This is a genomic window from Lactobacillus helsingborgensis, from assembly GCF_000970855.1.
Taxonomy (GTDB): Bacteria; Bacillota; Bacilli; order Lactobacillales; family Lactobacillaceae; genus Lactobacillus; species Lactobacillus helsingborgensis.
In genome coordinates this window covers 499,235-524,666 of record NZ_KQ034046.1, presented here as the reverse complement: position 1 = coordinate 524,666, position 25,432 = coordinate 499,235, and the positions used below count along the sequence as shown (strand labels likewise).

General features: G+C 37.7%; 24 protein-coding genes and 1 tRNA gene. 3 read left to right on the top strand and 22 right to left on the bottom strand.

What is annotated here, in order from left to right; translation table 11 throughout:
• Window positions 1–9: 9 nt before the first annotated feature.
• From JF73_RS02540 to JF73_RS02465, 16 genes are all read right to left on the bottom strand, one after another.
• Window positions 10–810, bottom strand: coding sequence for an SDR family oxidoreductase (locus tag JF73_RS02540; RefSeq protein WP_046326847.1), 801 nt, complete (start codon window positions 808–810; stop codon window positions 10–12).
• Between the two features lie 216 nt (window positions 811–1,026).
• On the bottom strand, window positions 1,027–1,947 hold the full coding sequence (locus tag JF73_RS02535) for a diacylglycerol kinase family lipid kinase (protein WP_038521675.1): 921 nt from the start codon (window positions 1,945–1,947) through the stop codon (window positions 1,027–1,029).
• Between the two features lie 32 nt (window positions 1,948–1,979).
• On the bottom strand, window positions 1,980–3,410 hold the full coding sequence (gene gatB / locus JF73_RS02530) for an Asp-tRNA(Asn)/Glu-tRNA(Gln) amidotransferase subunit GatB (RefSeq protein WP_046326846.1): 1,431 nt from the start codon (window positions 3,408–3,410) through the stop codon (window positions 1,980–1,982).
• 3 nt (window positions 3,411–3,413) lie between these two features.
• A complete protein-coding gene (gene gatA, locus JF73_RS02525; RefSeq protein ID WP_046326845.1) occupies window positions 3,414–4,853 on the bottom strand; it encodes an Asp-tRNA(Asn)/Glu-tRNA(Gln) amidotransferase subunit GatA in 1,440 nt (479 codons plus the stop codon).
• Window positions 4,853–5,155, bottom strand: coding sequence for an Asp-tRNA(Asn)/Glu-tRNA(Gln) amidotransferase subunit GatC (gatC, locus tag JF73_RS02520; protein WP_038521665.1), 303 nt, complete (start codon window positions 5,153–5,155; stop codon window positions 4,853–4,855). Before gatC ends, gatA begins: the two co-directional genes overlap by 1 nt.
• A 14-nt stretch (window positions 5,156–5,169) precedes the next feature.
• Window positions 5,170–6,309 (bottom strand): CamS family sex pheromone protein, encoded by a 1,140-nt coding sequence (locus JF73_RS02515; protein ID WP_046327384.1) that lies wholly within the window; start codon window positions 6,307–6,309, stop codon window positions 5,170–5,172.
• A 13-nt stretch (window positions 6,310–6,322) separates the two neighbouring features.
• Entirely contained in the window at window positions 6,323–8,338 is a 2,016-nt protein-coding gene (ligA, locus tag JF73_RS02510) for an NAD-dependent DNA ligase LigA (protein ID WP_046326844.1), read from the bottom strand.
• A gap of 44 nt (window positions 8,339–8,382) precedes the next feature.
• Entirely contained in the window at window positions 8,383–10,626 is a 2,244-nt protein-coding gene (pcrA, locus tag JF73_RS02505; RefSeq protein WP_046326843.1) for a DNA helicase PcrA, read from the bottom strand.
• Between the two features lie 79 nt (window positions 10,627–10,705).
• Window positions 10,706–11,353 carry a glycoside hydrolase family 73 protein gene (locus JF73_RS02500; RefSeq protein WP_038521656.1) on the bottom strand — a complete coding sequence of 216 codons (648 nt, stop codon included), beginning with the start codon at window positions 11,351–11,353 and terminating at the stop codon, window positions 10,706–10,708.
• Between the two features lie 165 nt (window positions 11,354–11,518).
• Window positions 11,519–11,604: transfer RNA gene (locus JF73_RS02495), tRNA-Leu, on the bottom strand.
• A 73-nt stretch (window positions 11,605–11,677) separates the two neighbouring features.
• Window positions 11,678–13,429, bottom strand: a complete 1,752-nt coding sequence (locus tag JF73_RS02490) for an ABC transporter ATP-binding protein (RefSeq protein ID WP_046326842.1) — start codon at window positions 13,427–13,429, stop codon at window positions 11,678–11,680.
• Window positions 13,430–13,511: 82 nt separating this feature from the next.
• Window positions 13,512–14,195, bottom strand: coding sequence for a MarR family winged helix-turn-helix transcriptional regulator (locus JF73_RS02485; protein WP_046326841.1), 684 nt, complete (start codon window positions 14,193–14,195; stop codon window positions 13,512–13,514).
• A 98-nt stretch (window positions 14,196–14,293) separates the two neighbouring features.
• Window positions 14,294–14,767 (bottom strand): SprT family protein, encoded by a 474-nt coding sequence (locus JF73_RS02480; protein WP_046327383.1) that lies wholly within the window; start codon window positions 14,765–14,767, stop codon window positions 14,294–14,296.
• 1 nt (window position 14,768) lies between these two features.
• Window positions 14,769–15,467, bottom strand: a complete 699-nt coding sequence (locus JF73_RS02475; protein WP_046326840.1) for a glycosyltransferase family 32 protein — start codon at window positions 15,465–15,467, stop codon at window positions 14,769–14,771.
• 2 nt (window positions 15,468–15,469) lie between these two features.
• Window positions 15,470–16,900, bottom strand: coding sequence for an oligosaccharide flippase family protein (locus JF73_RS02470; protein ID WP_046326839.1), 1,431 nt, complete (start codon window positions 16,898–16,900; stop codon window positions 15,470–15,472).
• 10 nt (window positions 16,901–16,910) lie between these two features.
• On the bottom strand, window positions 16,911–18,053 hold the full coding sequence (locus JF73_RS02465) for a CDP-glycerol--glycerophosphate glycerophosphotransferase (protein ID WP_046326838.1): 1,143 nt from the start codon (window positions 18,051–18,053) through the stop codon (window positions 16,911–16,913).
• A 209-nt stretch (window positions 18,054–18,262) separates the two neighbouring features.
• On the opposite strand from JF73_RS02465, the gene JF73_RS09305 reads away from it, so the two are divergent.
• Window positions 18,263–18,916 (top strand): CPBP family intramembrane glutamic endopeptidase, encoded by a 654-nt coding sequence (locus JF73_RS09305; protein WP_052727763.1) that lies wholly within the window; start codon window positions 18,263–18,265, stop codon window positions 18,914–18,916.
• A gap of 36 nt (window positions 18,917–18,952) precedes the next feature.
• Here the strand turns inward: JF73_RS09305 and JF73_RS02455 are convergent, their stop codons facing one another.
• Window positions 18,953–19,801 carry an aldo/keto reductase gene (locus JF73_RS02455; RefSeq protein WP_046326837.1) on the bottom strand — a complete coding sequence of 283 codons (849 nt, stop codon included), beginning with the start codon at window positions 19,799–19,801 and terminating at the stop codon, window positions 18,953–18,955.
• A 293-nt stretch (window positions 19,802–20,094) separates the two neighbouring features.
• Here JF73_RS02455 and JF73_RS09300 point away from each other — a divergent pair, with 293 nt between their 5' ends.
• Complete coding sequence (locus tag JF73_RS09300; RefSeq protein ID WP_052727762.1) at window positions 20,095–20,835, top strand: CPBP family intramembrane glutamic endopeptidase; 741 nt, start codon at window positions 20,095–20,097, stop codon at window positions 20,833–20,835.
• Between the two features lie 206 nt (window positions 20,836–21,041).
• Here the strand turns inward: JF73_RS09300 and JF73_RS02445 are convergent, their stop codons facing one another.
• The 5 genes from JF73_RS02445 to JF73_RS02425 form a co-directional block, all read right to left on the bottom strand.
• Window positions 21,042–21,581 carry a ClbS/DfsB family four-helix bundle protein gene (locus tag JF73_RS02445; RefSeq protein WP_046327380.1) on the bottom strand — a complete coding sequence of 180 codons (540 nt, stop codon included), beginning with the start codon at window positions 21,579–21,581 and terminating at the stop codon, window positions 21,042–21,044.
• Between the two features lie 169 nt (window positions 21,582–21,750).
• A complete protein-coding gene (locus JF73_RS02440; protein WP_046326836.1) occupies window positions 21,751–22,404 on the bottom strand; it encodes an amino acid ABC transporter permease in 654 nt (217 codons plus the stop codon).
• A 16-nt stretch (window positions 22,405–22,420) separates the two neighbouring features.
• On the bottom strand, window positions 22,421–23,059 hold the full coding sequence (locus JF73_RS02435) for an amino acid ABC transporter permease (RefSeq protein WP_046326835.1): 639 nt from the start codon (window positions 23,057–23,059) through the stop codon (window positions 22,421–22,423).
• On the bottom strand, window positions 23,056–23,871 hold the full coding sequence (locus JF73_RS02430) for a glutamate ABC transporter substrate-binding protein (protein ID WP_046326834.1): 816 nt from the start codon (window positions 23,869–23,871) through the stop codon (window positions 23,056–23,058). Before JF73_RS02430 ends, JF73_RS02435 begins: the two co-directional genes overlap by 4 nt.
• 11 nt (window positions 23,872–23,882) lie before the next feature.
• Window positions 23,883–24,620: an amino acid ABC transporter ATP-binding protein gene (locus JF73_RS02425; RefSeq protein WP_038521630.1), complete on the bottom strand. Its 738-nt coding sequence runs from the start codon at window positions 24,618–24,620 to the stop codon at window positions 23,883–23,885.
• Between the two features lie 332 nt (window positions 24,621–24,952).
• Here JF73_RS02425 and msrC point away from each other — a divergent pair, with 332 nt between their 5' ends.
• Window positions 24,953–25,402, top strand: coding sequence for a free L-methionine (R)-S-oxide reductase MsrC (gene msrC, locus JF73_RS02420; RefSeq protein ID WP_046326833.1), 450 nt, complete (start codon window positions 24,953–24,955; stop codon window positions 25,400–25,402).
• Window positions 25,403–25,432 lie beyond the last annotated feature (30 nt).

Below are 25,432 nucleotides of genomic sequence, written 5' to 3'. Positions count from 1 at the left end.
TCCTTTCATCTAGCCTCTCGATTTTCCTCCGGCTACATTGATGGTGACACCGGTGATGTAGCTTGCTCTATCGGAGAGAAGATAAGCTACTAAATCTGCAACTTCATATAAGTGACCGCTTCTACCCATTGGAGTGGTTGAAGTACTCTTATAGCCCGCACGCAAATCATCTACGGTAATGTTTCTGGTATAAGCCAGCGCATTTTCATAAGTTGGTGTTCTTAAACCTGTTGCTTCCATGATTCCTGGCGCCACACCGTCAACTCTGACATTAAATTTGCCCAGTTCCTTAGCCCAAGATCTGGTAAAGCCATTAATAGCACCCTTAGTAGCCGAATAAATGCTCTGACCTTGCGAGCCTTCTAATCCAGCCTCAGAAGACATGTTAATAATTACACCGTGTTTTTGTTTTACTAAAAAGCGACCGACTGCTTGAGACATAAGCATTACACTTTTAACGTTTACCGTAAACATTTTTGCCCAGTCATCTTCGGTCATTTCATATTGACTTTCAGGCTCTTTATCATCTACTAAAAGCCGGGGCAAGTTAATACCAGCATTATTTACAACACCATCAATTCGACCATATTTTTCAACTGTATGTTTGACTGTTTGCTCCACTTCCTTTTTATTTGTCACATCTGTGTGGCAAAATTCCACATTCTTATTAGCATTTTTAGATTCGTTTAAGTCTGCATCAACAACTTTTGCTCCCCTATCGGCCAGCTCCTTGACAATAGCTGCTCCAATACCAGATGAACCTCCTGTCACAATGTAAACTCTATCTTCAATATTTAACCAATCTTCCATGTTAATATTCCTTTCTGTATTCGATTACATTATCCAGTTTAATGAAATCGCTTGCAGATATTAATAACCTTATTTTCAGCATTGGCAGAAATTTTGGGTATTAAGTTAAAGATTGGGGTTAGTAAAAGCCAATAAAAAAGCATTAAGTTACTAGAAAATAGTAACTTAATGCTTAATTTCCCTTTTTGTTGTTTTATGTCAGAATCACTGATTATTTTATTCCCCAATAAAGAATTCAATGCGCTGCTGCAAATTTTTAAAGGTAACAGGACAATAATCACCGATTTCACCGTCAAGGTTAACCGGCAATTTTGCGTGTGCACTTTTACCGGTTAATTCAATTTTGAGACTGGTAGTCTTGGTATAAATAATATCAGGATCATCAACATGACGCCCATTCAGTGCCAGTGCCATTAATTTAAGCAGCTTCACCGGATCAGCTGGCTTAACAATAATTAACTGAAATAAGCCATCGCTTAATTCCGCATCTGGCATTATTTGCTCAAAGCCACCAATAGAATTGGTCATGCCTAAGAGCAGCATTGATAGCTTACCTTCATATACACCTTCATCATAAGTTAAACGCATTTCATTTTCAGTTAAATGTGGCAACATCTCAGCACCCTTGATCAGATACGCTGTGTAGCCAAGGGCTGATTTAACCTCTGAAGGAACGCCATAAGTCAGTTCAGTTAATGAGCCACAAGCTGCGATATTAACAAAATATTGGATATCTTTAGCAAAAGTAGCTTGACCTATATCCATTTTGCGCGTTTTATTTTTAAGAATGACTTTGGTAGCTTCGGCAACGTCATTACGAGGAATATGCAGAGCACGGGCATAATCATTGGTAGTACCTGCTGGAATTATTGCCATCTTCGGTCTTTGTTCCAGATAGGCAATGCCATTCACAACCTCATTAATTGTGCCATCACCACCGGCAGCGACAATTAAGTCAAAACCTTCATTGGCAGCACGGGTTGCTTCTTTTTGCGCGCTTTGTTTTTCAGGGGTGGTTCGAAAAGCACTCGCCTCATAACCGGCACGTTCTAAAACGTCCAATATATCTGCGACATTTTTTGGCATCTGTTCGTGGCCGGAAACAGGGTTATAAATCAGTCTTGCTTTTTTAGTCATAATTTCTACCCTTTATCACTACAATAACTTACTTAGCGCTTTTGCAATTCTTCGTTCAATAATTTATTAATTATTTTTGGATTGGCTTTTCCGCGAGTTTGCTTCATCAATTGACCAACAAGGTAGCCGATTGCACGATCTTTACCGTTCTTAAAGTCTTCAACTGATTGCGGGTTGTTATCAACAACTTCCTTTACCATTGGCGCTAAAACACTGGTATCGGACAACTGCACCATGCCTTTGTCTTCCACATACTTCTTAGGGTCAGTACCATTAGCAATAGTTTCCGCAAAAACTTTTTTCGCAATCTTAGAAGAAATTGTGCCATCCTTGATTAACTTAATCATAGCTGCCAAGTGTTCAGGGGTCAACTTAATATCAGCTAAAGAAACACGATTATCATTTAAGTAACCGTTAACTTGCGTATTCATCCAGTTGGCAGCAAGTTGCGGATCAGCACCAGCTGCAACGGCTTGGTCATAAAAGTCTGAGCTTTCTTTAGTTTGCAAAAGGATATTGGCATCGTATTCTTTTAAGCCAAACTCATTAACATACTGGTTATAGCGTTCTTCCGCAGAGCGTGGCAAGGAGGCTTTAATTTCATCAATCCACTCTTGGCTAATATGATCGGGAGCAATATCTGGTTCCGGGAAGTAACGGTAGTCCGCATCGCCTTCCTTAACCCGCTCCAAAACAGTTTTACCAGTTGCCTCATCGAAACGACGAGTAGAAAGTTGCACGCGGCCACCGGAAAGCAAAACTTGCGCCTGCCGTTTTTCCTCGTAAGCTAGTGATTTGCGCACATGCTCAAATGAGTTCAGGTTTTTCATTTCGACCTTAGTACCCAATTCTTTTTGGCCGGCAGGTCTAATGGAAATATTGGTATCAACACGCATTGATCCTTCTTCCATCTTAACGTCAGAAGCACCGGTAAACTGAACTATCTTACGTAATTTTTCGAGGTAAGCGTATCCTTCATCAGGATCGGCAATTTCCGGTTCTGAAACAACTTCAAGCAGAGGCACACCCTGACGGTTTAAGTCAACGTAGGAAAAGCCGTTTGTACCGTGAGTATTTTTACCGGCATCTTCCTCGATGTGCATTTCATGAATACCAATACGCTTTTTCTTACCGTGAGCTTCTATTTCAACATAGCCATCACGAGCTAGTGGTTGGAAAAATTGGGTAATTTGATAAGCCTTAGGGCTGTCAGGATAGTAATAATTTTTCCTATCAAAATGTGTAGTCGGTAAAATATGTGAATGGGTTGCCAAAGCAACCATGATGCCTAAACGATAAACATCTTTGTTAACGTATGGCAAAACACCCGGCATTGCCCAATCAATGACGTTAGTTTCTGTGTTGGGCTTGGCACCATAACTTACTGGCGAAGGTGAAAAAATCTTACTTTTAGTTTTTAATTCAAAGTGAACCTCGAACCCAATTGTTGATTTAAAATTCATCAGTTAATCCTCCATTCCAGTTGGTGTTTTTTCATAAAACTTGTTAGTACGTTCAATAAAGTCAGCCACTTGGAAGATACTGCCTTCATCAAATCTTTTAGCCATAATTTGCAGACCAACAGGCATACCGTCTACTAATCCAGCAGGAACACTAGCAGCAGGAATTCCAGCTAAGTTTGCGGAAATTGTCAAGATATCGTTGTTATACATTTTAATTGGATCAGATATTTCGCTGCCAATACCAAAAGCAGGTGTGGTAGTAGTTGGTCCTACAATAACGTCATTTTCAGCAAAGATTTTATCGAATTCTTCACAAATCAGCGTTCTGACCTTAGAAGCTTGTCTAAAGAAACGATCATAAGAACCAGCTGAAAGCGCAAAAGAGCCGAGCATAATTCGTCTTTTTACTTCTTCACCAAAGCCCTCTGAACGTGACTTAACGTAAACATCTAATAAATTCTTAGTATCTTGAGCACGATAACCGTAACGAATACCATCAAATCTTTGCAAATTCGATGAAGCCTCACTTGAAGCAATGATGTAATAATCTGGAACAACGTACTTAGTTAAAGGTAAAGATACTTCACTGATAGTTGCGCCTGCTTTTTCCAAAGCATCGATTTGTTCTTGGATAGCTGCACGCATATCACCATCAACGGCAGCCATATATTCTTTTACTACTGCTACGCGTAATCCCTTGACATCTTGACCAATGTATTTGGTAAAGTCAGGAACTGCCCTAGTTGACAAGGTCGAATCATGACCATCACTACCGGCAATAACATTTAAGACTTGAGCAGAAGTTTTAGCACGCTTACTCATGACGCCAATCTCATCTAAAGACGAGCCAAATGCTATTAGACCCCAACGTGAAACCCGACCATAGGTTGGCTTAATACCGAAAATACCATTAAATGCAGAAGGTTGTCTAATTGAACCACCAGTGTCAGAACCTAAGGCGGCAACTACTTGACCTGAAGCAACTGCAACTGCTGAACCACCAGAGGAACCACCTGGCACTTTATCTAAATTCCAGGGATTGTGAGTTATACCAAAATAAGAGTGTTCCGTAGATGAACCCATCGCAAATTCATCCATGTTGGTTTTACCCACAAAAGTCACTTGCGCTTTTTTCAATCTTTCAATTACTGTTGCGTCATAAACTGGAATGTAATTATCCAAAATATGACTAGCGGCAGTAGTCTTAACGCCTTTAGTAATAATATTATCTTTAATGGCGATTGGAATACCTGCTAATTTATTATGCTCAAAATCCAAGTCACTTGCTGGTTTAGCATCATCTTGGATTGTGATCCAAGCATTTAACTTGTCATCAGTTTTTTTAATATTTTCAACTGTATCTTGCGCTAATTTGTCAGCTGACAAAGTGTTTTGGGCAAGTTTTTTATTCAAAGAGTCTATATCTTCATTTAAATAATTCATTACTCGTCCTCATCCTTATTAATAATTACAGGCACCTTAATGAAGCCATTGGCTTGGTCAGGAACATTTTTCATTAATTCATCTCTGTCTTGCCAGTGTTCCGGCTTGTCTTCTCTGAAAACAGTATCGCGATCAACAACTTGAACAGTTTCTTTAACTCCATCAGTATTAACTTCAGATAATTGATCAGCCATATTGATAATCGAACTCATCTGTTCAGTTACTTTCGCAATATCTTTTTCATCAATTTCAAGTCGCGACAAAACCGCAACGTGCTTAATTGTATCTTCTGTGATTTTCACGCAAATATACCTCCTTATTCGCCACCATAAATATGAACTTGATAACCACTATCTCCCGTTTCCTTGGCAACTAGTGCTTGAATATCATTAACAGAGCCAATTTTGATTTCAATCGGTACATTATTTGCCAGATATTTTTTCGCAGTTGATAACACTAACCTAGTAAAACTTTGAATTTGTTCATACCCATAAAATTGAGTAGTAATTGAAATGTTTTCCTGGGCTAATTTACCATTCTCGTAGCGTAATGTTGCCGTTACTCCGCTAACGTTAGGGAAATAATTTTGAATAGATTCCTTGAAACTATTGAAGCTTGAGGCATCACTGCTGTTGATTGCTTTTTTATTGCCAACTGTAGGCAATACTTCTGCTTGGGTATCAATAGTTTTCCATTTAGTTATTTTACTACTATTGGCAGCCGCTGTCCCGCTTAAAAAGTAAGTTCCTGCTACTAATGAGTCTTTACTTTCTTTAGCAAAAAGACCTACAGTAATTGGAACTTTTTTTAAAGCCTTTTTCTTGCGCAGGCGGGAAACAATTTTTTCGGCTGCTTGTTGACCAAATTGCTTTTGCTGAGAACGGGAAATTTCAGCTTGATATTCGGGGCCATCCTTTACCTTTTGGTAGTAGTCAATTGAGTTAATTGCCAAGCCAATACTAATGCCACCGATATGATAATTCGAACCAGAACCTGTTAAATAATCCTGTTCAAAAATTTCTTCTAGATAATAGGGCCGATAATTTTTCTTAGTCCCTGCTTCAGGATTAAGTCCACTTGGATTGTTTTTAGATTTTCGACCAAGCCACTCATTTGCCATATTGGCAGTGATGTACTGTCCTTCTTGGAAAACATAAGAATTAGTTGAATAGACGCCTTTAGAAATATCTACTAAACCGCGCTCCAGTTCGCGTGAATCAACTGAATTATTATTATTAGTTGCAGTCAGACCAGCTATCGGACTTGTAACATAATGCCCATTTTTGAGTAAAACAGTATAACCATTATTACCTGTGTCAGTAGTTTGATAACTTTTCGCATTAGAATTTGAAGAAGTTTTCGCGTTGTTGGCCAAGTCGGAATTTTTTAAATTTCCACATGCCGTCAAACAGAGCGATGTTCCCAGAAGTGCTAATATTTGCAAGTATTTTTTCACTTTAAACGTTCCTTTATTTAACTTTGGCAATCGCTTCTTCTTCAGTCAATAATTGCACGCCTAGCTTCTGTGCTTTTGTAAACTTGGAACCAGCATCTTGACCATAGATAACATAATCAGTTTTACCAGAAACAGAACCAGTTACTTTTGCGCCAAGGGATTGTAACTTCTGAGTAAATTGACTTCTGGTATAGTGTGCCAGAGTACCTGTCAAAACAACGGTTTTACCTTTAAAATCGTTATCAGGAATATCTGCCGCTACAGCTTCAGGGCTTTTACCCAAATAATCCATATTAACTCCACTGGTCTTAAGTTCGTTAACTAATTCCACCACTTCACTTTGGGCAAAATAAGTAGTCAAAGATTCTGCAATTGTCATGCCTATTGTAGCGATTGAAGCTACTTCTTGCACGTCCGCTGACATAATCTTTGCCATATTTTTAAACTTTTGTGCTATCAAACGAGCAGCTTTGGCGCCAACATGATCAATGCCTAATCCCGTCAGCAGCAATTCAACAGAATTACTCTTTGAGTTATTAATCGCATTCAATAAGTTGCTAATCGCTTTGTCTTTGAAATGATCTAATTTTTCCAAGTCTGCAGCTTGTAAATGGTACAAATCAGCTACATTATGGACCAGATCATTTTTAATTAACTGTCTGACAATTTTTGGTCCCAAACCATCAATATTCATTGCGGGTCTGGAGGCAAAGTGAGTAATACCCTCCTCAATTTGTGCTGGGCAAGAAGGATTAACACACCGCAGCGCCACTTCGTCTTTTAAGTGAATTAATTTTTCACCACATGATGGACAAGAAGTAGGAATAGGATATGGTTGTGCATCCTTAGGTCTTTTAGCCAGAACTACTTCTGAAATTTCAGGAATAATATCGCCCGCTTTGTGCAACATAACGGTGTCCCCAATGCGCACATCTTTTTGCCGTAATAAATCGGCGTTATGCAAAACAGCATGAGAAACAGTTGTACCAGCAAGTTGCACCGGATCCATGATTGCGGTTGGCGTTACGACACCTGTACGACCAACTGTCCACTTAATTTCATAAACCACTGTTTGCTGCTCCTCCGGCGGAAATTTATAAGCTATTTCCCAACGTGGTACTTTGACCGTATTACCCAAATCTTGTTGTAAATTCAAATCATCAACCTTTAAGACGATCCCATCAATACCATAATCCAGAGAATTTCTTTTTGCCGTATATTCATCAATAAAAGCGAAGATTTCAGACATTTTAGCAATTCTTCGACCAGTTTGATTAGTATGAAAACCCAGCTGGGTCATTTTCTCAATTGCCTGATGCTGGCTTGTGATTTCTTGCGGTGGATTAACCCAAGTGTAAATAAATGTACTTAAATGCCGGTGCTTAGTGATACTTGCATCCAGTTGCCGTAAAGAACCAGCAGCAGCGTTACGGGGGTTGGCAAAAACCGACTCACCTTTTTCGTCGCGTTCAGCATTAAGCTTGGCAAAAGGCTCTTTACCCATGTAGCACTCACCACGAACTTCTGTGGTCAATTTTTCTGGTAGAGTTTGCGGAATATCTGAAATAAATTTGGCATTGGGAGTAACATCTTCACCGACTTGACCGTTACCTCTAGTAGATGCCCTAGTTAATTTGCCATCAGTGTATTCTAACGCAATCGATAAGCCATCGATTTTTAATTCCACATTATAAGCAACTTCATGACCAATTTGTTTTCGAACACGATCATCAAATTCTTGGAGTTCTTCTTTAGAAAAGACGTCGCCCATTGAAAGCATTGGAATCTCATGGGTCACTTTAGTGAACTGGTTGTCAATTTGTCCACCAACTTTTTGCGTTATGGAATCTTGAGACACCAGCTGAGGGAATTCCTGCTCTAATTGAACTAAGCGATTATAATTTTTGTCATACACATTATCTTCTACCTCTGGGGTATCCTTCGTGTAATATGCGTTGGCCCATTCGTCCAACTTATCTCTCAGCGCAGCAACTTCTTTTCTGGCTTCATCAAGAGTTAAATCAGCCATTTTCTTCCTCCCGATTAAAAAATATATTTAAACTTCTATTTTTATTATACCTTTTTAATTGGTGCAAATGCTGCAAGAAGCCGTTTGATTCCTTTACCACTAAATGCAATATCGAGCTCCATATCTTCACCTTTACCGTTAACTTTGGTGACAACGCCTTTACCCCAAGCTTTATGTTCAACTTGGTCTCCAATGTTCCAGCCCTTCTTCTCGGCGCCAACGGCTCCAGATGGTTTGACTTTGGGTGTATATACCTGTGCCCGAGCACGCTCATCACTATTAGCAAATGGTGCTGTTGTAGTTTGAAAATTGGTACTAGTTAAGTCAATTGGCACAGAATTTTCGGTGTTCAAATCTTCTTGATCAATTTCTGCCAAAAATCTTGAAGGCAGGTTATTTTGCATCCGCCCGTACATCATCCGAGAATATGCGTTAGTTAAAAACAACTCTTGTTTAGCCCTGGTAATGCCAACATAGGCCAGTCGTCTTTCTTCTTCCAGCTGGTCGTCTTCCATTAAAGACCTTGACAAAGGAAAGAGTCCGTCTTCCATTCCGACTAAAAAGACCACTGGAAATTCCAAGCCTTTTGCCGCATGCAAGGTCATCAATGCTACTTGATCATCATTATTGGCTAAATCATCTTGATCACTTAAAAGGGACACTTCCGCTAAAAAATCGCTAAGTGCGTTGTCACCTGCAGCACTATCCTCATATTCATCATCAAAACGCTTTGTTACCGATAGAAATTCATCAAGGTTTTCCAGTCTGGTTTCAGCCTCAATAGTATGCTCAGACTTAAGCGCAGCTGTATAGCCAAAATCCTGCAGGACTTTTTCAGTTAGACCGGTAACGCTATGACCTGCAGCATAACTAATTGCATCACGCAATTTAGCTCCGAAGTCGCTCAATTTGGCGGCGGCGCGAGGTGAAACGCCCGACATATTTAGATGATTAAACGTTTCGAGAAGCATCAAATTATTTTCTTGGGCAAAATCTAAAAAGCGGCGTACGCTCACTGGTCCAATACCTCTTTTGGGTGTATTAATAATCCGGTTAAAACTCATTGTGTCACTCGGATTAGCTACCAGCTTCAAATAAGCCATAATGTCCATAATTTCTTTTCTATCATAGAATTTATGACCACCAACTATTTGGTAAGGCACATTTGACTTTACAAAAGACTCTTCTACAGTTCTGGATTGCGCATTTGTACGGTATAAAACCGCAAAATCATTGTAAGACCGCTTTTTAGTTTTAACTTCTTCCTGAATTTTAGCAATAATAAAATGGGCTTCATCATCGCCGCTTTGAGCACGATAATATGTTACTTTGGCACCCTCACCCTGATCAGTCCACAAATTCTTAGCCTTACGGTGACTATTATTCTTAATAACCGCATTTGCAGCAGCTAAAATATGACCTGTTGAGCGATAATTTTGTTCAAGCTTAACTGTTTGAACACCGGCATCACGATAGTCTTGCTCAAAATTCATAATATTTTCCATATTAGCGCCGCGCCAACCATAGATTGACTGATCGGCATCGCCCACAACACAAATATTTTTGTATTGGGCTGCCAGTGCGTGACATAATTCGTATTGGGCTTGATTAGTATCCTGGTACTCATCTACCAAGATATAGCGAAACTTGTTTTGATAATAATGTAAAACCGTACTATCGCTCTTGAATAAAACCAAAGTCTGCATAATCAAATCATCAAAATCCATAATTTGATCGTGCTTTAAGCGTCTCTGGTATTCCTGATATACCCTTGCAGTTATCTTTTCAAAAGGTGAAGCTGCACTAGCTGCATAGGCATCTGGCGTGAGCAAATCATTCTTACCGTTAGAAATTGCCGCTAAGACTCTTCTAGGTTCATACATCTTCGGGTTAATATTTTGCTCTTTTTCAATGTGCTTAATCAACGTAAGCTGCTCTGCAGAATCAGCAATTGAAAAATTACCAGTATAGCCGATTTTTTCAGCATCTCGCCTTAAAATACGTACACAAAGAGCATGAAAAGTAGACATCCAAATGCTATCGGCACGGGCACCCAGTAATTTTTGTTCTCTTTGTCTCATTTCACTAGCTGCTTTATTAGTGAAAGTAATGGCTAAAATATTCCAGGGCGCAACCTCTTTTTCAGCAACCAAATAAGCAATTCGGCGAGTTAACACAGATGTTTTGCCAGAACCGGCTCCCGCAACAACCAATAATGGTCCTTCCGTAATCTTAACTGCCTTTTTTTGTTGTGGATTTAATCCTGTCAAAATTGATTCTGCGTTCATTCTGAATCCTTTCACCCCGAAAATTTATAACTATTCTATTGTACCAAAAATCATGACCATATTTGGAGTTGATTGCACTCTATTTGTCAAAACGGTCAAGATTGTATTCTTCAATTAATTTGATTAATTTATCAGCATAATTAGGGTCAGTGGCATAGCCATCTTTAACCAAGGCGCGTGCCTGTGCCCGATAATTTTTGGCAGCTAAAACATGGCTGTATTGGTTAGCATCCCAGCTGGTTCCTTTTTGAAACAGCCGCGCATGGGCCCTGATAGAAGCCTCATAAGAGTCATAAATTTGAAAGCGGGCTTTAACGATAATCCACTTACCCTTTTCAAATTCTTTAGTTTTTAAAACAGCCGAAGTATTGGGATTATTGCCCTTGACACCAAATAAATTATTATATTTTTGCGAAAGGTCACTCTTGCCATAATCGCTTTCAAGACAGGCTTGAGCTATTGTAATGCTGGGTAATAAATCAAAGGACTTATCAACTTCCTTGGCTATTGGTCCAATCTCCCTAATAAAAGCTTTATGCTGTCTAATTATTTTTTGTCTGGCTTCTTCGCGAGCAAGCTGCTCTTGTCTAATTTGCTCTGACTGAATTGCCTGACGACGATAATAGCGAAAAGCTGCAAACGCAACAATAAGTGCAAATAAAATAATAAACGTGCGGATAATGATCGCTGTGTTAGATAATTTTCTGCTTTTTCGTTTTCTCGCCATAGATTTTCCCTTGCTTTAAAAAATTCTCTTAATTAAGTATAACCTCTATTGGCTGTAAATTATGCAATGTAATTAATTTTTAAAATAAAAATAGTAAAAATTATACTTTCTTTGGTTCTTTAAATTAGGGCACAAAAAAAGGAGCTTCAGCTCCAATAAGTTTTATGCGGGCAAGAAGACTCGAACTTCCACGATCTAAAAACGATCACAAGATCCTTAGTCTTGCGCGTCTACCATTCCGCCATGCCCGCAACACATTCAATACTATAACCCAAAATTAACTTTAACACAAGACTTTTCTTACTCATTTTAGCTAAAAATGGTTTAATTTACCATTTGCTCATTGACATACCGGGCATACAAGCTGTGATTTTGCATCAATTCATGGTGAGTACCGTGACCTGTTATTCTACCATGCTCAACAAAATAAATTTGGTCGGCATTAACAATTGTAGCGAGCCTGTGAGCAATGACCAACGTGGTACGGTTGACCATCAATTTGTCAAGAGCCTGCTGTACTTTGCCCTCTGATTCTGAATCAAGGCTGGCAGTAGCTTCATCCAGCATCAATATTTTAGGATTTCTTAAAAAGGCACGGGCAATGGCTAAGCGCTGCTTTTGTCCGCCTGATAGTTTAATTCCTCTCTCGCCAATTTCAGTTTCCATTTGGTCAGGAAATGCTCGCACAAAATGATCAGCATAGGCCAAAGCAAGTCCATGCCACAGCTCATTGTCAGTTAATTTTTGATTTAACCCATAAACCAAATTATCACGGATTGTTCCAGAAAATATTGCACTGTTTTGTGAAACATACCCTATTTGGCTACGCCAGTTAACCAAATCAATATCCTGAATATTTTGGCCTGCAATAGTAAATTGACCGCTATCCGGATGGTAGAAACGCTCTAATAAAGAAAAAATGGTAGATTTGCCGCCGCCACTTGGTCCTACAAAAGCGATTACCGAGTTAGGTTTAGCAGTAAAGGAAATTGACTGTAAAACCGGTTCGCCTTTTTTGTAACTAAAACTAACTTTTTGAGCGGTGAGAGTTTTATTAGTTAAATCGCAAGTTTGGTGCGACAAATTTTGTTCAGGCTTAATCTTTAAAATTGCCTGAATACGTTCGGTTGATCCCAAAGCTTTTTGAATTTGAGAAAAGAAAGTCGCAAAATTGGCAACCGGTGCAATTACATTAAATAAATAAAGCAGAAAAGCCACTAATGAACCACTTGTTAATGATCCTTGACCCACTCTGATAATGCCAAAAGCTAAAATACCAGCGAAGGCAGCCATCATCAAGGTCATGATAATTGGCTGCAATACAGCTTCGACCCGCGCGTCGAGCACCCCGATGCCAAAGATTCTTTGGATCATCTTATTGCCCGCTTTTTGTTCGCACGCTTCACCATTACTGGATTTTATCAAACGGACTTCGGATAGTTTTTCACTGACAGCGCCATTAAACTCGGCAGTTGCTGATTGCAGCTTGCGTCCTAAACGCACCATTATGCGCCCCACTGGCAGTAAAATAATTACCACAACGGGCACGACCGTAAACATGAGTGTTGCCATTTGCCAATCCATGACTACCAAGATAATTAGTGAAAATAAAAGCTGAATAGCACCGGTAATAAAATTGGGAAATTGTGAGGCCAGTAAGTCTTTAATAATTCCCGTATCATTCACTAGCCGAGAGCTGCTTTCGCCGACTTTGTTTTCATCAAAATAAGTCACTGGCAGTTTAAGCAAATGCTCCCAAAGGCGTTCACGCAAACACTTGACTACGCTCTCGCCAAAATAACGCAAAACATAGCCGCCCAAAGTTCCCAGAATTAACTGCAAAACAAAAACAACAATAATAATTACTAAACTTGAATAATTAAAATTATTCCATTTGCTTGTATCGACCAACACCTTAGTCAGCAAAGGCAAAGCCAAATTAGCAACACTGGTAATTAAACTAAGTATTAACCCGAGTGCAAATAATGATTTCTTAACGTTTAAGCTTTTTAAGAGTTCTAAAAAATCACTAAGTTTAACCATTTGCGTTTTATCTTGACGTGACTTGAATGCCATCTAGGATACCGGCTTTCTGAATTTAGACTAAATAAAAAGTCTTTCAATTATCTATTGAAAAACTTTTTATTTTATTTCCTAATTATAAATCTTCATTTTCATTATGCCAGCATTTAGGGTAAAAGTCGCGGTTGTATTTGTGCATTTTACGAAATTTACAATAATTCCGCACACACTCATCATCCATATCAAAATCAGGGCGACAATGATGGTGTTTTGGCATATGTTTACACATTTTATGTAGCTCCTCTTTAGAACAATCATGATCTGCCGCATATTTACACCATTTCTTAAACTTTGCCATGCGGTCTGCCGGATCAATCATTTCCCCCATCTTTTCTTTGAAGTCATCATCCCAATTATTGCTTATTTTTTCCAATAATTGTCTTAGTTGCTCCTGTTCTTTCTCTGTTAGACCAGCAAAAAATGGTTCAGTATCCCGCTTATCTACCCACAGCTTTAATTTATTAGCCTTTTCTCTTCCAGAATCAGTTAAATAAACCCGTTTTATCCGTTTATCTTGCTCATCAGTTTTACGGGTAATATCGCCTTTTAGTTCCATTTTTTTCAATAATTCAGCAAGAGAACCCGGTTTAAGAGCCAGAATCTCCGCTAAGTAATTTTGCGATAAGCCATCTTCAAGTTTTAAGACTGCTAAAACCCGTTTTTGCCCTGATATTGGTACCTTGTTCTGATATAAATAATAACGACTGGCACGCATTATGTAATGAAGCTGTCTCATTAAATCATCACTTAATTCACTCATAATTAATCTCCTTTAAATTAAAAAAGTTAGGTACCTAATAGTTATAATTTCATTATAGTTTGGTACCTAACAAAATGTCAAATTATAGCAAAAGATTTTTAGTGTAAATTAATAGCTAAATTCTGCTTCAACAATTTTAATTTTCCGCCACATCTGCCACAGGCAAAGCGCCGCAAGTTGAGCCGCCGGACACGTAAAAACTCTTGGCCGCATTTGGTGCAAACATATAAATATTTTGCTTTCCTAGTCCTTTTTAAGCCAATATCCGGTGCATAGCGCGAGCCTCCTACTGCACTAAGCAAAGTTTTAAAATCTTGATCTTGATGACGGTAGCCTTGATGACTTAAATGCAAGTGATAATGGGTTAATTCGTGTTTAATAATGCCAATTAATTCCCGGAAATATTGTGGTGCTAAAAAATGGGCGTTAATCTCAATATGATGATCGTCTAAATGATAGCGGCCACCGGTTGTGGTCATCCGGTAATTAATTTTTACTTGGTGGTTAAATTGCCTGCCAAAATACTTGAGAGACACTTGCTCCACTAAATTTTGCAATTCTGCTGCAGTCATATTATCTGAAAAGTTTGGCATAAAGAGCTGCCTCTTTTTTAGTCTTAATCCTTACTTTTAAAGCCGTAACTAATTTTCTTTTTAAAGGCTTAGCACCTTCCATCCACGTGCCGGTGAATACGTGAATAGTTTTTGACTGGTCTGATGGATTGCACAAAACGCCATCAGGATAAACATGGATTCCTGCTTGCAACTCCTGCTCTTGGTTATTTGGTTGGGCACCATACTTATTTTTTAAAATATCAGACACAGAAACCGTATTAACGCCTGCCAGTTGGTCTTGCTTATCAAAGTTAAAGTTGCGGTCATCATAATAAGAAAGCATGTCCTGAATGAGAGGATGTCCCTTTTCAGCTCCAAAGACTGCCGTAAACGGATTATCTTTATTTTCAAAACCAACAAATGCCTTATTATTTAATAAATCATGCAAATCATCCAGCACCAAGACGTCAGTATCCATATAAATGCCGCCCATTTCGTAAACGGCCTTAGCCCTGATATAGTCGGAAACAAACGCCCATTTTTTTGCTTGATAAGCCTGCTCAACATATTTATTTTCGTGAATGTCAAAATTATGCTCATTCCACTCAATAATCTGATAGTCTTGCAAATGTTTTGACCAAGTTTTCATACAGCGCTGAATATTCTTGGGTTTGGGATTGCCCCCTACCCATACATAATGAATTATTTTCGGAATCATAACTAACCTCGAGTAAAAAATTTTTTCAATAACAATATTATGTCTTGGTTAAAATCAAGTTTAAACAAAAACATCAAGGCAATGTACAAAACAAACATAATAATTGACTTGAATAACATATTAAGAAAAGCAGAAGCAAACATTTGTGGTAAAAAGAGCCCGACTGCTAAAACAATAATGGCAATTATAAAATATTTGGGAATTTCACGAAAAGAGTATTTAAAATCATAGCCGTCGCGAACTATCCACAAACGCAAGATTAACACAATGAACTCGGTGATTAAGATCGCGATCATTGCCCCCGTGGCACCGTAAAGCTGATCTAGAAAGTAGCTCAATAACACTTCTAACACAGCGCCGACTATCACTGGAATAGCATAGTCACGATCTCGGTGATTAGCAAGTGCAAATTGATTGGCAAATACCCCGCCTGTAGGAATCATAATGATTGTCAACGCAAAGAAAAACATCAACGGCGTCATGGGAATAAATTTATGACCAAAAAAGAAGGGCACAAATTCTTTAGTATTAGCCATTATGATGACTGCAAATAATGTCCCCAGCATCACGGTTGCTTCCAAAGACTTTTTTAAAATGACCCTTTGTTCTTTTTTACCTTCACCCGCCATTTTAGGCATGATGACTAAAGAGATACTGGTAACAATTCCTAAAACCATATTGGAAATTCGTTGCGAATTATCGTAATAAGCAACTTGGGTCGAATTTTGAAACAGCCCTAATATCGGTTTATCAAGCGAGGTATAAATTTGGGTGGCAATTTGCGGAATTAAAAGGGTAATGATTGCTTTAACAGTTGCGCGGTATTGATAAAAATGCTTGACGGGTCCACCAACATAGCGGTGAATGTCAAACCAAAAAACAAACGATCCTAGCATTGTAGAAACTGACATAATCAACATGTACTTCCACAAGTCACCCGGATTTTTTACTAATAGTAAGATTAGGACCACTGATACCAACTTAACAGCAGTATTTTTCAAAACTACCCGACCAAAATCTGCCAATCCCTGAAAAAACCAGGAAATATCTACTTGAGCTGAAATCAGGTACGGCACCATTAACAATAAATATTGACCGTACTTAATCTTAAAAAAGCTGGTCACAGCAATTAAAATACCAATAGTTACAATTCCGGCAATTGCTTGAAAATACCATAAGCCCCAGAATGCCTTAGTCAAATCTTGCTGATTACCAAAGGCTCTGATTTGAGAAATTGTCCGCATACCAATATAGGAAACAGAAAGCGTACAAAAAATCATCAAAAACTGCACAATGTTGTTAACATTGCTGTAAATACCGTAAGTTTTAGGACCCAGAATTCTAGAAAGATAAGGAACCGTTATTAAAGGTACTAATACTAGAAATATTTGGTAAACCGCATTATATAGAATATTTAAAAAAGTTCTTTTCACAATTCTCCCTCTAGTATTTTTTTGTCATTAAAGTGAAAACCTGCTCACAATATGAAGCAGACTGCACCTCATTGGTTAAATTGCGCCAATATTGTCTTTTAGCTTGGTAATGGTCTGGAGCAGCAACTGCTTCTAATAATTGCGTTTGCGTATTAACACATTTACCGGGAACTACCTCTTTAAATGGTCCAAATAGCAGCCCTCGAGTTTTTTCATATTGCTCAAGATACGCGGTTATAAAAATAATAGGCTTATTCAAATTGAGATAGTCAAAATAAATTGAAGAAAAGTCAGTGATCAGAAAATCAGTGCTGCCCAGCAATTCGTACAAATCAAAGTCCTGTTCGTACAAAAAATCGTTGTTGAGAAAACTGATATTTGAAAAATGACTGTGCTGCTTTTTGAATAACCGCATTTCGTAGGGATGCAATTTAACAATTAAAAATTGGTTTTTGGCCTTTAAACTGGCATTCAGCTTTTCCACATCAAAATCGGGTAATGCCAAAAAATTACCGTCCTTAATGCGATTCATAATTTCTTCATCCGCCATTTCATAGCGAAATGTGGGCATGAAAATTCCAATTTGTGCCTGAACATCATCTTGGCCAAATAATTGCTGTAAAAGTTCTTTTTTCGTCACTGCCGGTCTGGTTAAGGCGTCAAGACGGGGAAAGCCAACTTGGCGATACTTACTGGTCTCAATACCAGTGCACGCACTCATCAGAGTTTCATAAAAATCCGAACTGGAACAAACCATATCGGCATTTCGCCGCCATAATCTGGCATTGCGCGCATCAGTTTTATAATCAGTATTATTAGCCATGATGCCCATTCTCTTGAGTGGAATACCATGCCAAAACTGGATGCTAATTTGCTTACGGTGAATTTTAAACGGTTGGTGTGTCGTAAAAATGTATTTTGCTGCACCAATTTGTCTCCAAGTTTTAAGCGGTAAATGCGAGGATGGCCAAGGTTCCACCAAAGCAACATCATATTCCGGATGGTGCTGTCTTAAATATTTGGCAAACAGATAGCCGTTAGAGCCGGAACGTCCGGCACCATTCAAAATTACTACCTTATTTTCCTTGATCCTTGTAAGTTTAGCTCCGCTTCTCATTAAATTGAGATATAGCCGAAATAAAATATTTTTCATTATTTAACTTCCCAAATTCTTATTCATTATAAGAGTACAGAAAAAGCCTGAGAGAACTCAAGCTTTTTTGCTTTATTTTTCTGTTTTTTAATGATTATCACTCAGTAAAACTTCAAAAATGTTCATTTTGGTAACAAAAAGCAGTTTGCAAATCTATTATTTACTATTAGAATATGAAATGTTAAATAGTGATTAAACAAAGGAAAAAAATGAACACCAAAAATTCCGTTTCTAACAAAGTTATAGTAATATATCTCGTCATCTTTTACATTTGGTGGACGATTGAAGAACTCGCATATTGGAGTTATACCAGCAACACTTTAGCACAGGTTTTACTAAGTTCATCAGTCAAATTACTTACTTGGAGTATCCCGGCATTTATTTTAATTAAAAAATATTCTCATCAACTCAAAATCGGGTATCCCCAACTATTCAAAAATCGTTTTAAGCTATGGCCATATTTAGTTGGTATCTTTATTATGGTAACCTATTTGGCTATTATACTTTACTTTGAAAACGGCGGTTTTAAAATTAATCCTAATTTTAGAGCCAGTGATTTTATTGATAAATTTTTAGTGGTTGGAATTACTGAAGAATTAGTGTTTCGCGGTTGGCTTTTAAATGCTCTGCTTAAGAAAATGTCAACTTGGCTGGCTCTCATCGTTAACAATTTACTCTTTTTGTGTATTCATTTGCCAATTTGGTATCAGACCCATACTTTGGTAGCTAATTTTACCTCGGGTGGTTTTATCAGTGTTTTTATTTTGGGCTTGATATTCGAGCTGCTATTTATCAGAAGCAAAAACATCTGGGTTCCGATAGTTTATCATATGCTTTGGGACATAATCGTGACGATTTTTTAAAAACAAAAAAGACAGTGAATATTCACTGTCTTTTTCTTAATAAATAGCTAATGGTTCCTTATGATCCGGCTTAGGATAAGCATGTTCTAACTCCTGTAAATCTGCAGCAGACAATTCAATATCCAAAGCTTTCATATTTGATAACAGGTGAGTTGAACTACTGCTTTTTGGAATGGCTAATGTTTCGTCCTGTTGCATTACCCAAGCTAACAAAATCTGGTATGCACTGGCATGATGCTCAGCCGCTACTTCTAAGACAGCCTGATTTTGCATCATGGTGCTACCCATCTTGGGTCCACGACCTAGCGGACTATAAGCTATGAGAGGAACACGATGCTTTTTTTGCCACGGAAGCAAACTAAACTCAATTCCTCTGGTTTCTAAATTATAAAGATCCTCATTAACCGCGCAGTTTTTACCATGTGGCAGTTGCCATAATTCTTGCATATCAGCAATATCAAAGTTTGATACGCCCCAAGAGCGAATAAGACCTTCATCTTGTAAAGACTGCAGTTCTGCCACGGTTTCTGTTAAAGGGACCATGCCCCGCCAATGATAAAGATATAAATCCAGATAATCGGTTTGAAGTCTCTGCAAACTTGCAGTCAAACTTTGACGCATTCTCTTTGCAGAAGCATTCTGTGGCAGCACTTTGGAAATTAAGAAGATATCAGAGCGCTGATAGTTTTTTATAGCCTTGCCTACCAGTAATTCAGAACGCCCATTGCCATACATTTCGGCGGTATCAATTACCTTTAATCCAGCATCAAGACCAGCACGAATAGCTTTTATCTCCTCATCTTGTACTTCTGGATCATCTCCCATTTCCCAAGTGCCAATACCTAGTGCTGGCAGAACTTGGTCGTTAATTGTGACACTTTTCATAAGAAACCTCCTTATGAACAACACCCAACTTTATTTGTGTATATATAACTGATGATATGTAGGTACATGATTTACATTATAATAAAACATATTCTAAACATTTATACCTGCTAGAACCAATTGTAACACCACTTGCCTGCGCTATGCGCGAATATGTCCCGTATAATGCCTATACATCTCTCTTTTAATGTGACACCACTTTACTTACTTGATAATGTCTTTTTATGTGAAAGCGGAGTAATTGTTTTTTATTTATTATCAGTATAAAATCAAACTTAAAGAGGTAAATTATAATGGTAAATAATTTCAAAAATTCAGATAAATTATCTGGACAAAAATGGTTGATAATACTACTGACAAATGTAATAGCCTATTGTTGCTTGATCATGCCTGGTATACAAGTACCGGAGTTTTTAGTTTTTGATGAAAATCATCCTACTTTAGTAGCCGCCGGTTTTCAAATTTTGGTAGTAACTGTCTTTTTACTAATTCAAATTATCGGTGTACAAATTGCTACTGGACGAAAATGGCATGAACTTTTCCATGTTCCTCACGCTAAAGAATGGCTGTGGGTATTAGTTTTCTTTATTTTTGCTTACATAGTTTCTGTTTTATCAGGAATGATTTCTCAAAAACTATTCGGCTCGGTGTCAGGAAATGCTGCTGCCGGACTGACAATGAACACGCCCAATGTTTGGCTAATCTTTATTTATCAGCGCTTTAGCAGCGCAATTCAAATTATGGGTGAAGAATTCTTAGCAATCATGCCGCTTTTAGCAGTCACCCAATTAGTTAGTGCAATACATTTGCCTCATCCGTTATTCTGGGGCAATATCGCTTCAGCTTTAATTTTTTCATTATTACACTTATCTACTTATGATTATAATTTAGGCTATGTTATCTTGGGGTTAGCATTCACACGTTTAGTGTTAAATTGGGCTTTTATTAAAACAGACAACATGTGGGTCAGCTTTTTAGTTCACTTTCTATTTGACACTTTAGCTTTTTTAATGTTGTTACTGGTAACAAAATAATTACTAAAACTTGCTTTTAGTTTATATCATAACTGCTATTTAACGTGGTAGTTATGATTTTTTATTTATTCGGAAATTTAAATAGCAAACTTGGTATTTTAAAAGCAACATTTTCCATTAAGAAATAAAGTGTCAAAGTCTTACTATTAATGAATTTTCCACCATATCAAAAAAAGCCATTAGCACGTGGTGCTAACGGCTTGATCTTATTTTTTCTTTAATGAACGCTGAAATTTACGCAATTTCTTTAACGCCCAGTCATAATGACTAGAAGTGTTCGCAATAAAGTATGTAGCTAAAGCATTATTTCCAGTCCACGGAAAAACTTTCTTTTGAAAAAGCTGCTCTTCAGAAAAAGTATCTAGCAATTTCATTGTTTCTTTATGGCTTTGAGCTAATAACTTTTCTGCCTCTGGCAAAGAAGTAGTTTGGTGTTTTTGCCAAAATTGCTGGTTCATTTCACCATAATTGCGCCAATTATACCCTGCCGGCAAGAAATCCTGCTCTTTACCAGATTGATTATTTTTAATCCAGTCTAACAGCAACCTTTGCCATTCATATAAATGGACCAATACGTCGCGCACATTATGATCTCGCTTCCAGTGAGCTTCTTTTAGTTTGCTCGTGTCGAAGTTAAAGTCTTCAGACCTTGTTTCTTCAGGAAGATTAGCAATCAAATCAACAATCTTTTGATATGAAGAATTACTAGCTTCAATCAATTCTGTTTTTGTTTTTGGTCGTGGCATATTTTTACCCTTTATTAAAATCCCAATTTTTTCAACTTTTATCATTTTAGCATAGAGTATTTGTTTCTTGAAAAGATTTTATTAATTAACACTAATTTTGCGCAGACAACTTGGTAATAAAAAAAGCATAATACTAAATCATAGTATTACACATTTTATTTTTATTAATTTACGATAAATGCTTACCAATCGCACTACCAATAATTGATAATGTAAAGCACACAGCAAAATACAGGACTGCCAAAGCAGCAAACATCGGTAAGATGTAATTTGCGTTTTGCCCATAAATCACCTGCGCATGTTGCATCATTTCCGGCACAACAATGATCGTCGCAAGTGAAGTATCCTTAATCAGAGAAACAAACTGACTGATAATTGTCGGAATCATGTTTTTATAAGCTTGAGGTAGAACCACATGCCAGAGCGCTTGAACAAAAGACATGCCAGTTGACCGTGCACCTTCCATTTGCCCGATAGAAACTGATTGAATACCTGAACGCACAATTTCAGCAATCATACAAGATTCAAATACCGTCATCGCAATTATTGCCGCAGGGATTGTCTCTGGTCTTAAACCAAAGTTCGGTAAGCCAAAATAAGTAAAGAAGATAATCAACAGCAAAGGAATATTTCGAATAATATCAATAATAAAACCTACAAAAGCCGAAAGATACTTAATTTTAGAGTATCTGATTATTCCTAAAATTGAACCAATAATAAAACTTAAAACAACTGAAATTACAGATATGTAAATAGTTACCCAGAGGCCCATTAACAAAAAGCGCACATTAAGCCATGAAAAGGCATTAATCCAATTTTGCATTTTCTAGTACCTCCTTTTAACCTAATTTCTTTTCTAAGTGTCGCATATAATAGCTGAGTGGCAATGTCACTATTAGGTATAAAACCCCTACAACCAAATAACTGTTAATAGTATCAAAGGTAGTAGATGCAATTGAGTTTGCCTGATACATTAAATCGAATCCAGCCACAAAAGCTAAAACCGATGAATTTTTAACCAAGTTAACAAACTGGTTACCTAATGGTGGAATGACTATTTTAAATGCCTGAGGCAAAATAATGTAACGCATTGCCTGCCAATAAGTCATGCCAGTTGACCGCGCACCCTCCATTTGTCCGCCAGAAACAGATTGAATACCTGAACGAATTGTTTCTGCAATAAAAGCGGAAGTGTAAAGTGTTAAGCCAATAGTTCCCGCAGTAAAACCATTTATTTTGACGACATACATAGGAATTACTAAATAGAAAAACATAGTAATTACAAGCAAAGGAATGTTACGCATAATTTCCACATAAGCATGCCCAATTACACGCATTACTTTACTTGGAACAACTTCCATAATTGCAAAAATTGTTCCAATTATTAAACTGAAAAATAGAGCAATTACACTGGATAATACTGTCCAACCCAAGCCGATAAACAGCTGGGTGCTGAATTTTGAAAAAATATTAATCATCGGCGATACAGCTCCTTATACTTAAATCCTGGAACATCGCCAAACCACTTTTTAATTAAGCGATTGTATTCACCGTTATGCTGCATTTCAAGAACTGCCTTGTCTACAGCTTCAGTAAATGAGGTTTGTCCCTTATTAACCGCAACACCGTAAGGTTCAACAGTAAAGGTACCGCCACGAACTTCGTAGCCCGGATTTTGCACCGCTAAACCAAATAAAATTCCGTTATCAGTAGTTAGAGCATCTCCTTGATGTGACTTCAATGCATTCATTGCTTGAGCGTAATCCTGCAATTCGATCACTTTTGCTTTAGGAGCTACCTTTTTAATGTTTGCAACCGAGTTGGCACCCACAACACCGATAACTGTCTTACCATTTAGATCCTTGGTACTCTTAATTGGAGAGTTTTTAGGAACTAACAGAGATTGACCGGCATCAAAGTATGATTTTGAAAAAGAAATAATCTTTTTACGTTCTGGCGTAATTGACATAGTGGCAATTACGGCGTCGACATTACCATTCTTTAACAGTGGGATTCTGGATTGAGAGGTAGTAGTGACAAACTCTGCCTTGCCACTAGGTCCCAAAATATGTTTGGTAATATGTTTAGCCATATCAACATCAAAGCCCTTTTGCTGTCCGTCTTTAACATCAATTAAGCCAAAAAGCTTAACGTCACCTTTAACACCCCAAACAATAGTATTAGATTGCTTAGCGTTTTTTAAAACGGATTGATCATTAAGGCTTTTACCACAGCCGGTTAACATTAAAATACATGCTAATAAAGGAAGTAGCCAAAATTTCTTTTTCATGATTGGCCTCCTTAGTGAGAAATGATTTTACTCAAAAATTGTTGTGCCCGCTCCGTCTTAGGCTGTTTAAAGAAGCTCTCGCTATCGTCATCCTCAACAATCCGACCTTGATCCATAAAGATAACTCTGTTAGCTACCTCTTTGGCAAAGCCCATTTCGTGAGTAACAATTAGTGAAGTCATTCCACTTTCATTAGTAACTCGTTTCATAACTTGTAAAACGTCATCAATCATTTCCGGGTCAAGAGCAGAGGTTGGTTCATCATATAAAATAAGCTTTGGCTTCATTGCCAAGGTCCGCGCTATCGCGACACGCTGCTTTTGACCACCGGAAATCTGTGACGGCATATTATGTGCCCATTTCCGCAGTCCAACCATATCAAGCAAGTCTAAAGCCTGTTTTTTATTTTCATCTTCAGGAATATGACTTACTATTCTAGGCGCCAACATGATATTTTCAAGCACATCTTTATTTTTATATAAATTAAAGTGCTGGAAAACCATGCCAACATCACTACGTAAAATATTAAGATTGGTCTTAGGATCTGACAGATCGTGACCGTTAACTATTAACTTACCTTTCTGGATTGTTTCAAGGCCGTTTACGGTACGTACCAGAGTACTCTTACCGGAACCAGATGGTCCAATTAAAACCACCGTCTCACCTTGATCAATCTCTAAATTAATGTCGTGCAATGCATGAAAATGGCCATAAAATTTTTGCACATTATGGAATTCAATCATCGACATTGTCATCGCCCCTTTCATAATCAATGCATGAAATAATAAGTTATAGAAACCATTTTACTATACCAGTTAAGAATTTTAAAAGTTATACACGTTTTTTAATAAAAATTTATAGAAGCACATGTTTAATTCACATTATCTCAAAAAGTGTTTTTTACTGATATATCAACGGATTTAAAGAACTAGTAAAACTTTTTATGTTCAATAATAATATTTACCGGGTAAAAATCACCGGCAATAATTAAAATTATCTGGTAAATAAACTAGTTCTATTTGCATATTACCACTTTTAAATTCAAACGCGCTGGATTACACTTTTTAGAAAGGAGATTTTTATGAAAAAAAGTGAAAATTATCAACTACTTTATAAACAAGCTCAAAGTCTGCTGCAAGATGAACACGACTTAATTGCCAATATGAGTAACATCAGTGCTTTGCTTTATAACGGCTTAAAAGATGTCAGCTACGCCGGGTTTTATCGTTATCAAAAACAAGAGTTAATTTTAGGACCTTTTCAAGGCCCTGTCGCTTGCATGCATATTGCACTTGGAAAAGGGGTTTGCGGGGTAGCAGCAAAAACGCGCAAAACTCAAATTGTGCCTGATGTCCACCAATTCTCTGGTCATATCGCATGTGATGCCAATACAAATTCTGAAATTGTGCTTCCTATTTTAAAAAATAATAATCTTATTGCTGTGCTTGATCTTGACAGCAATAGCTTTAGCAGATTTGATCAGGTGGATGCAGATTACTTGTCGCAAATTGCCGCTCTTATTTTAAACTAAGCGACTCACTTTCAAAATATACACAAAAAG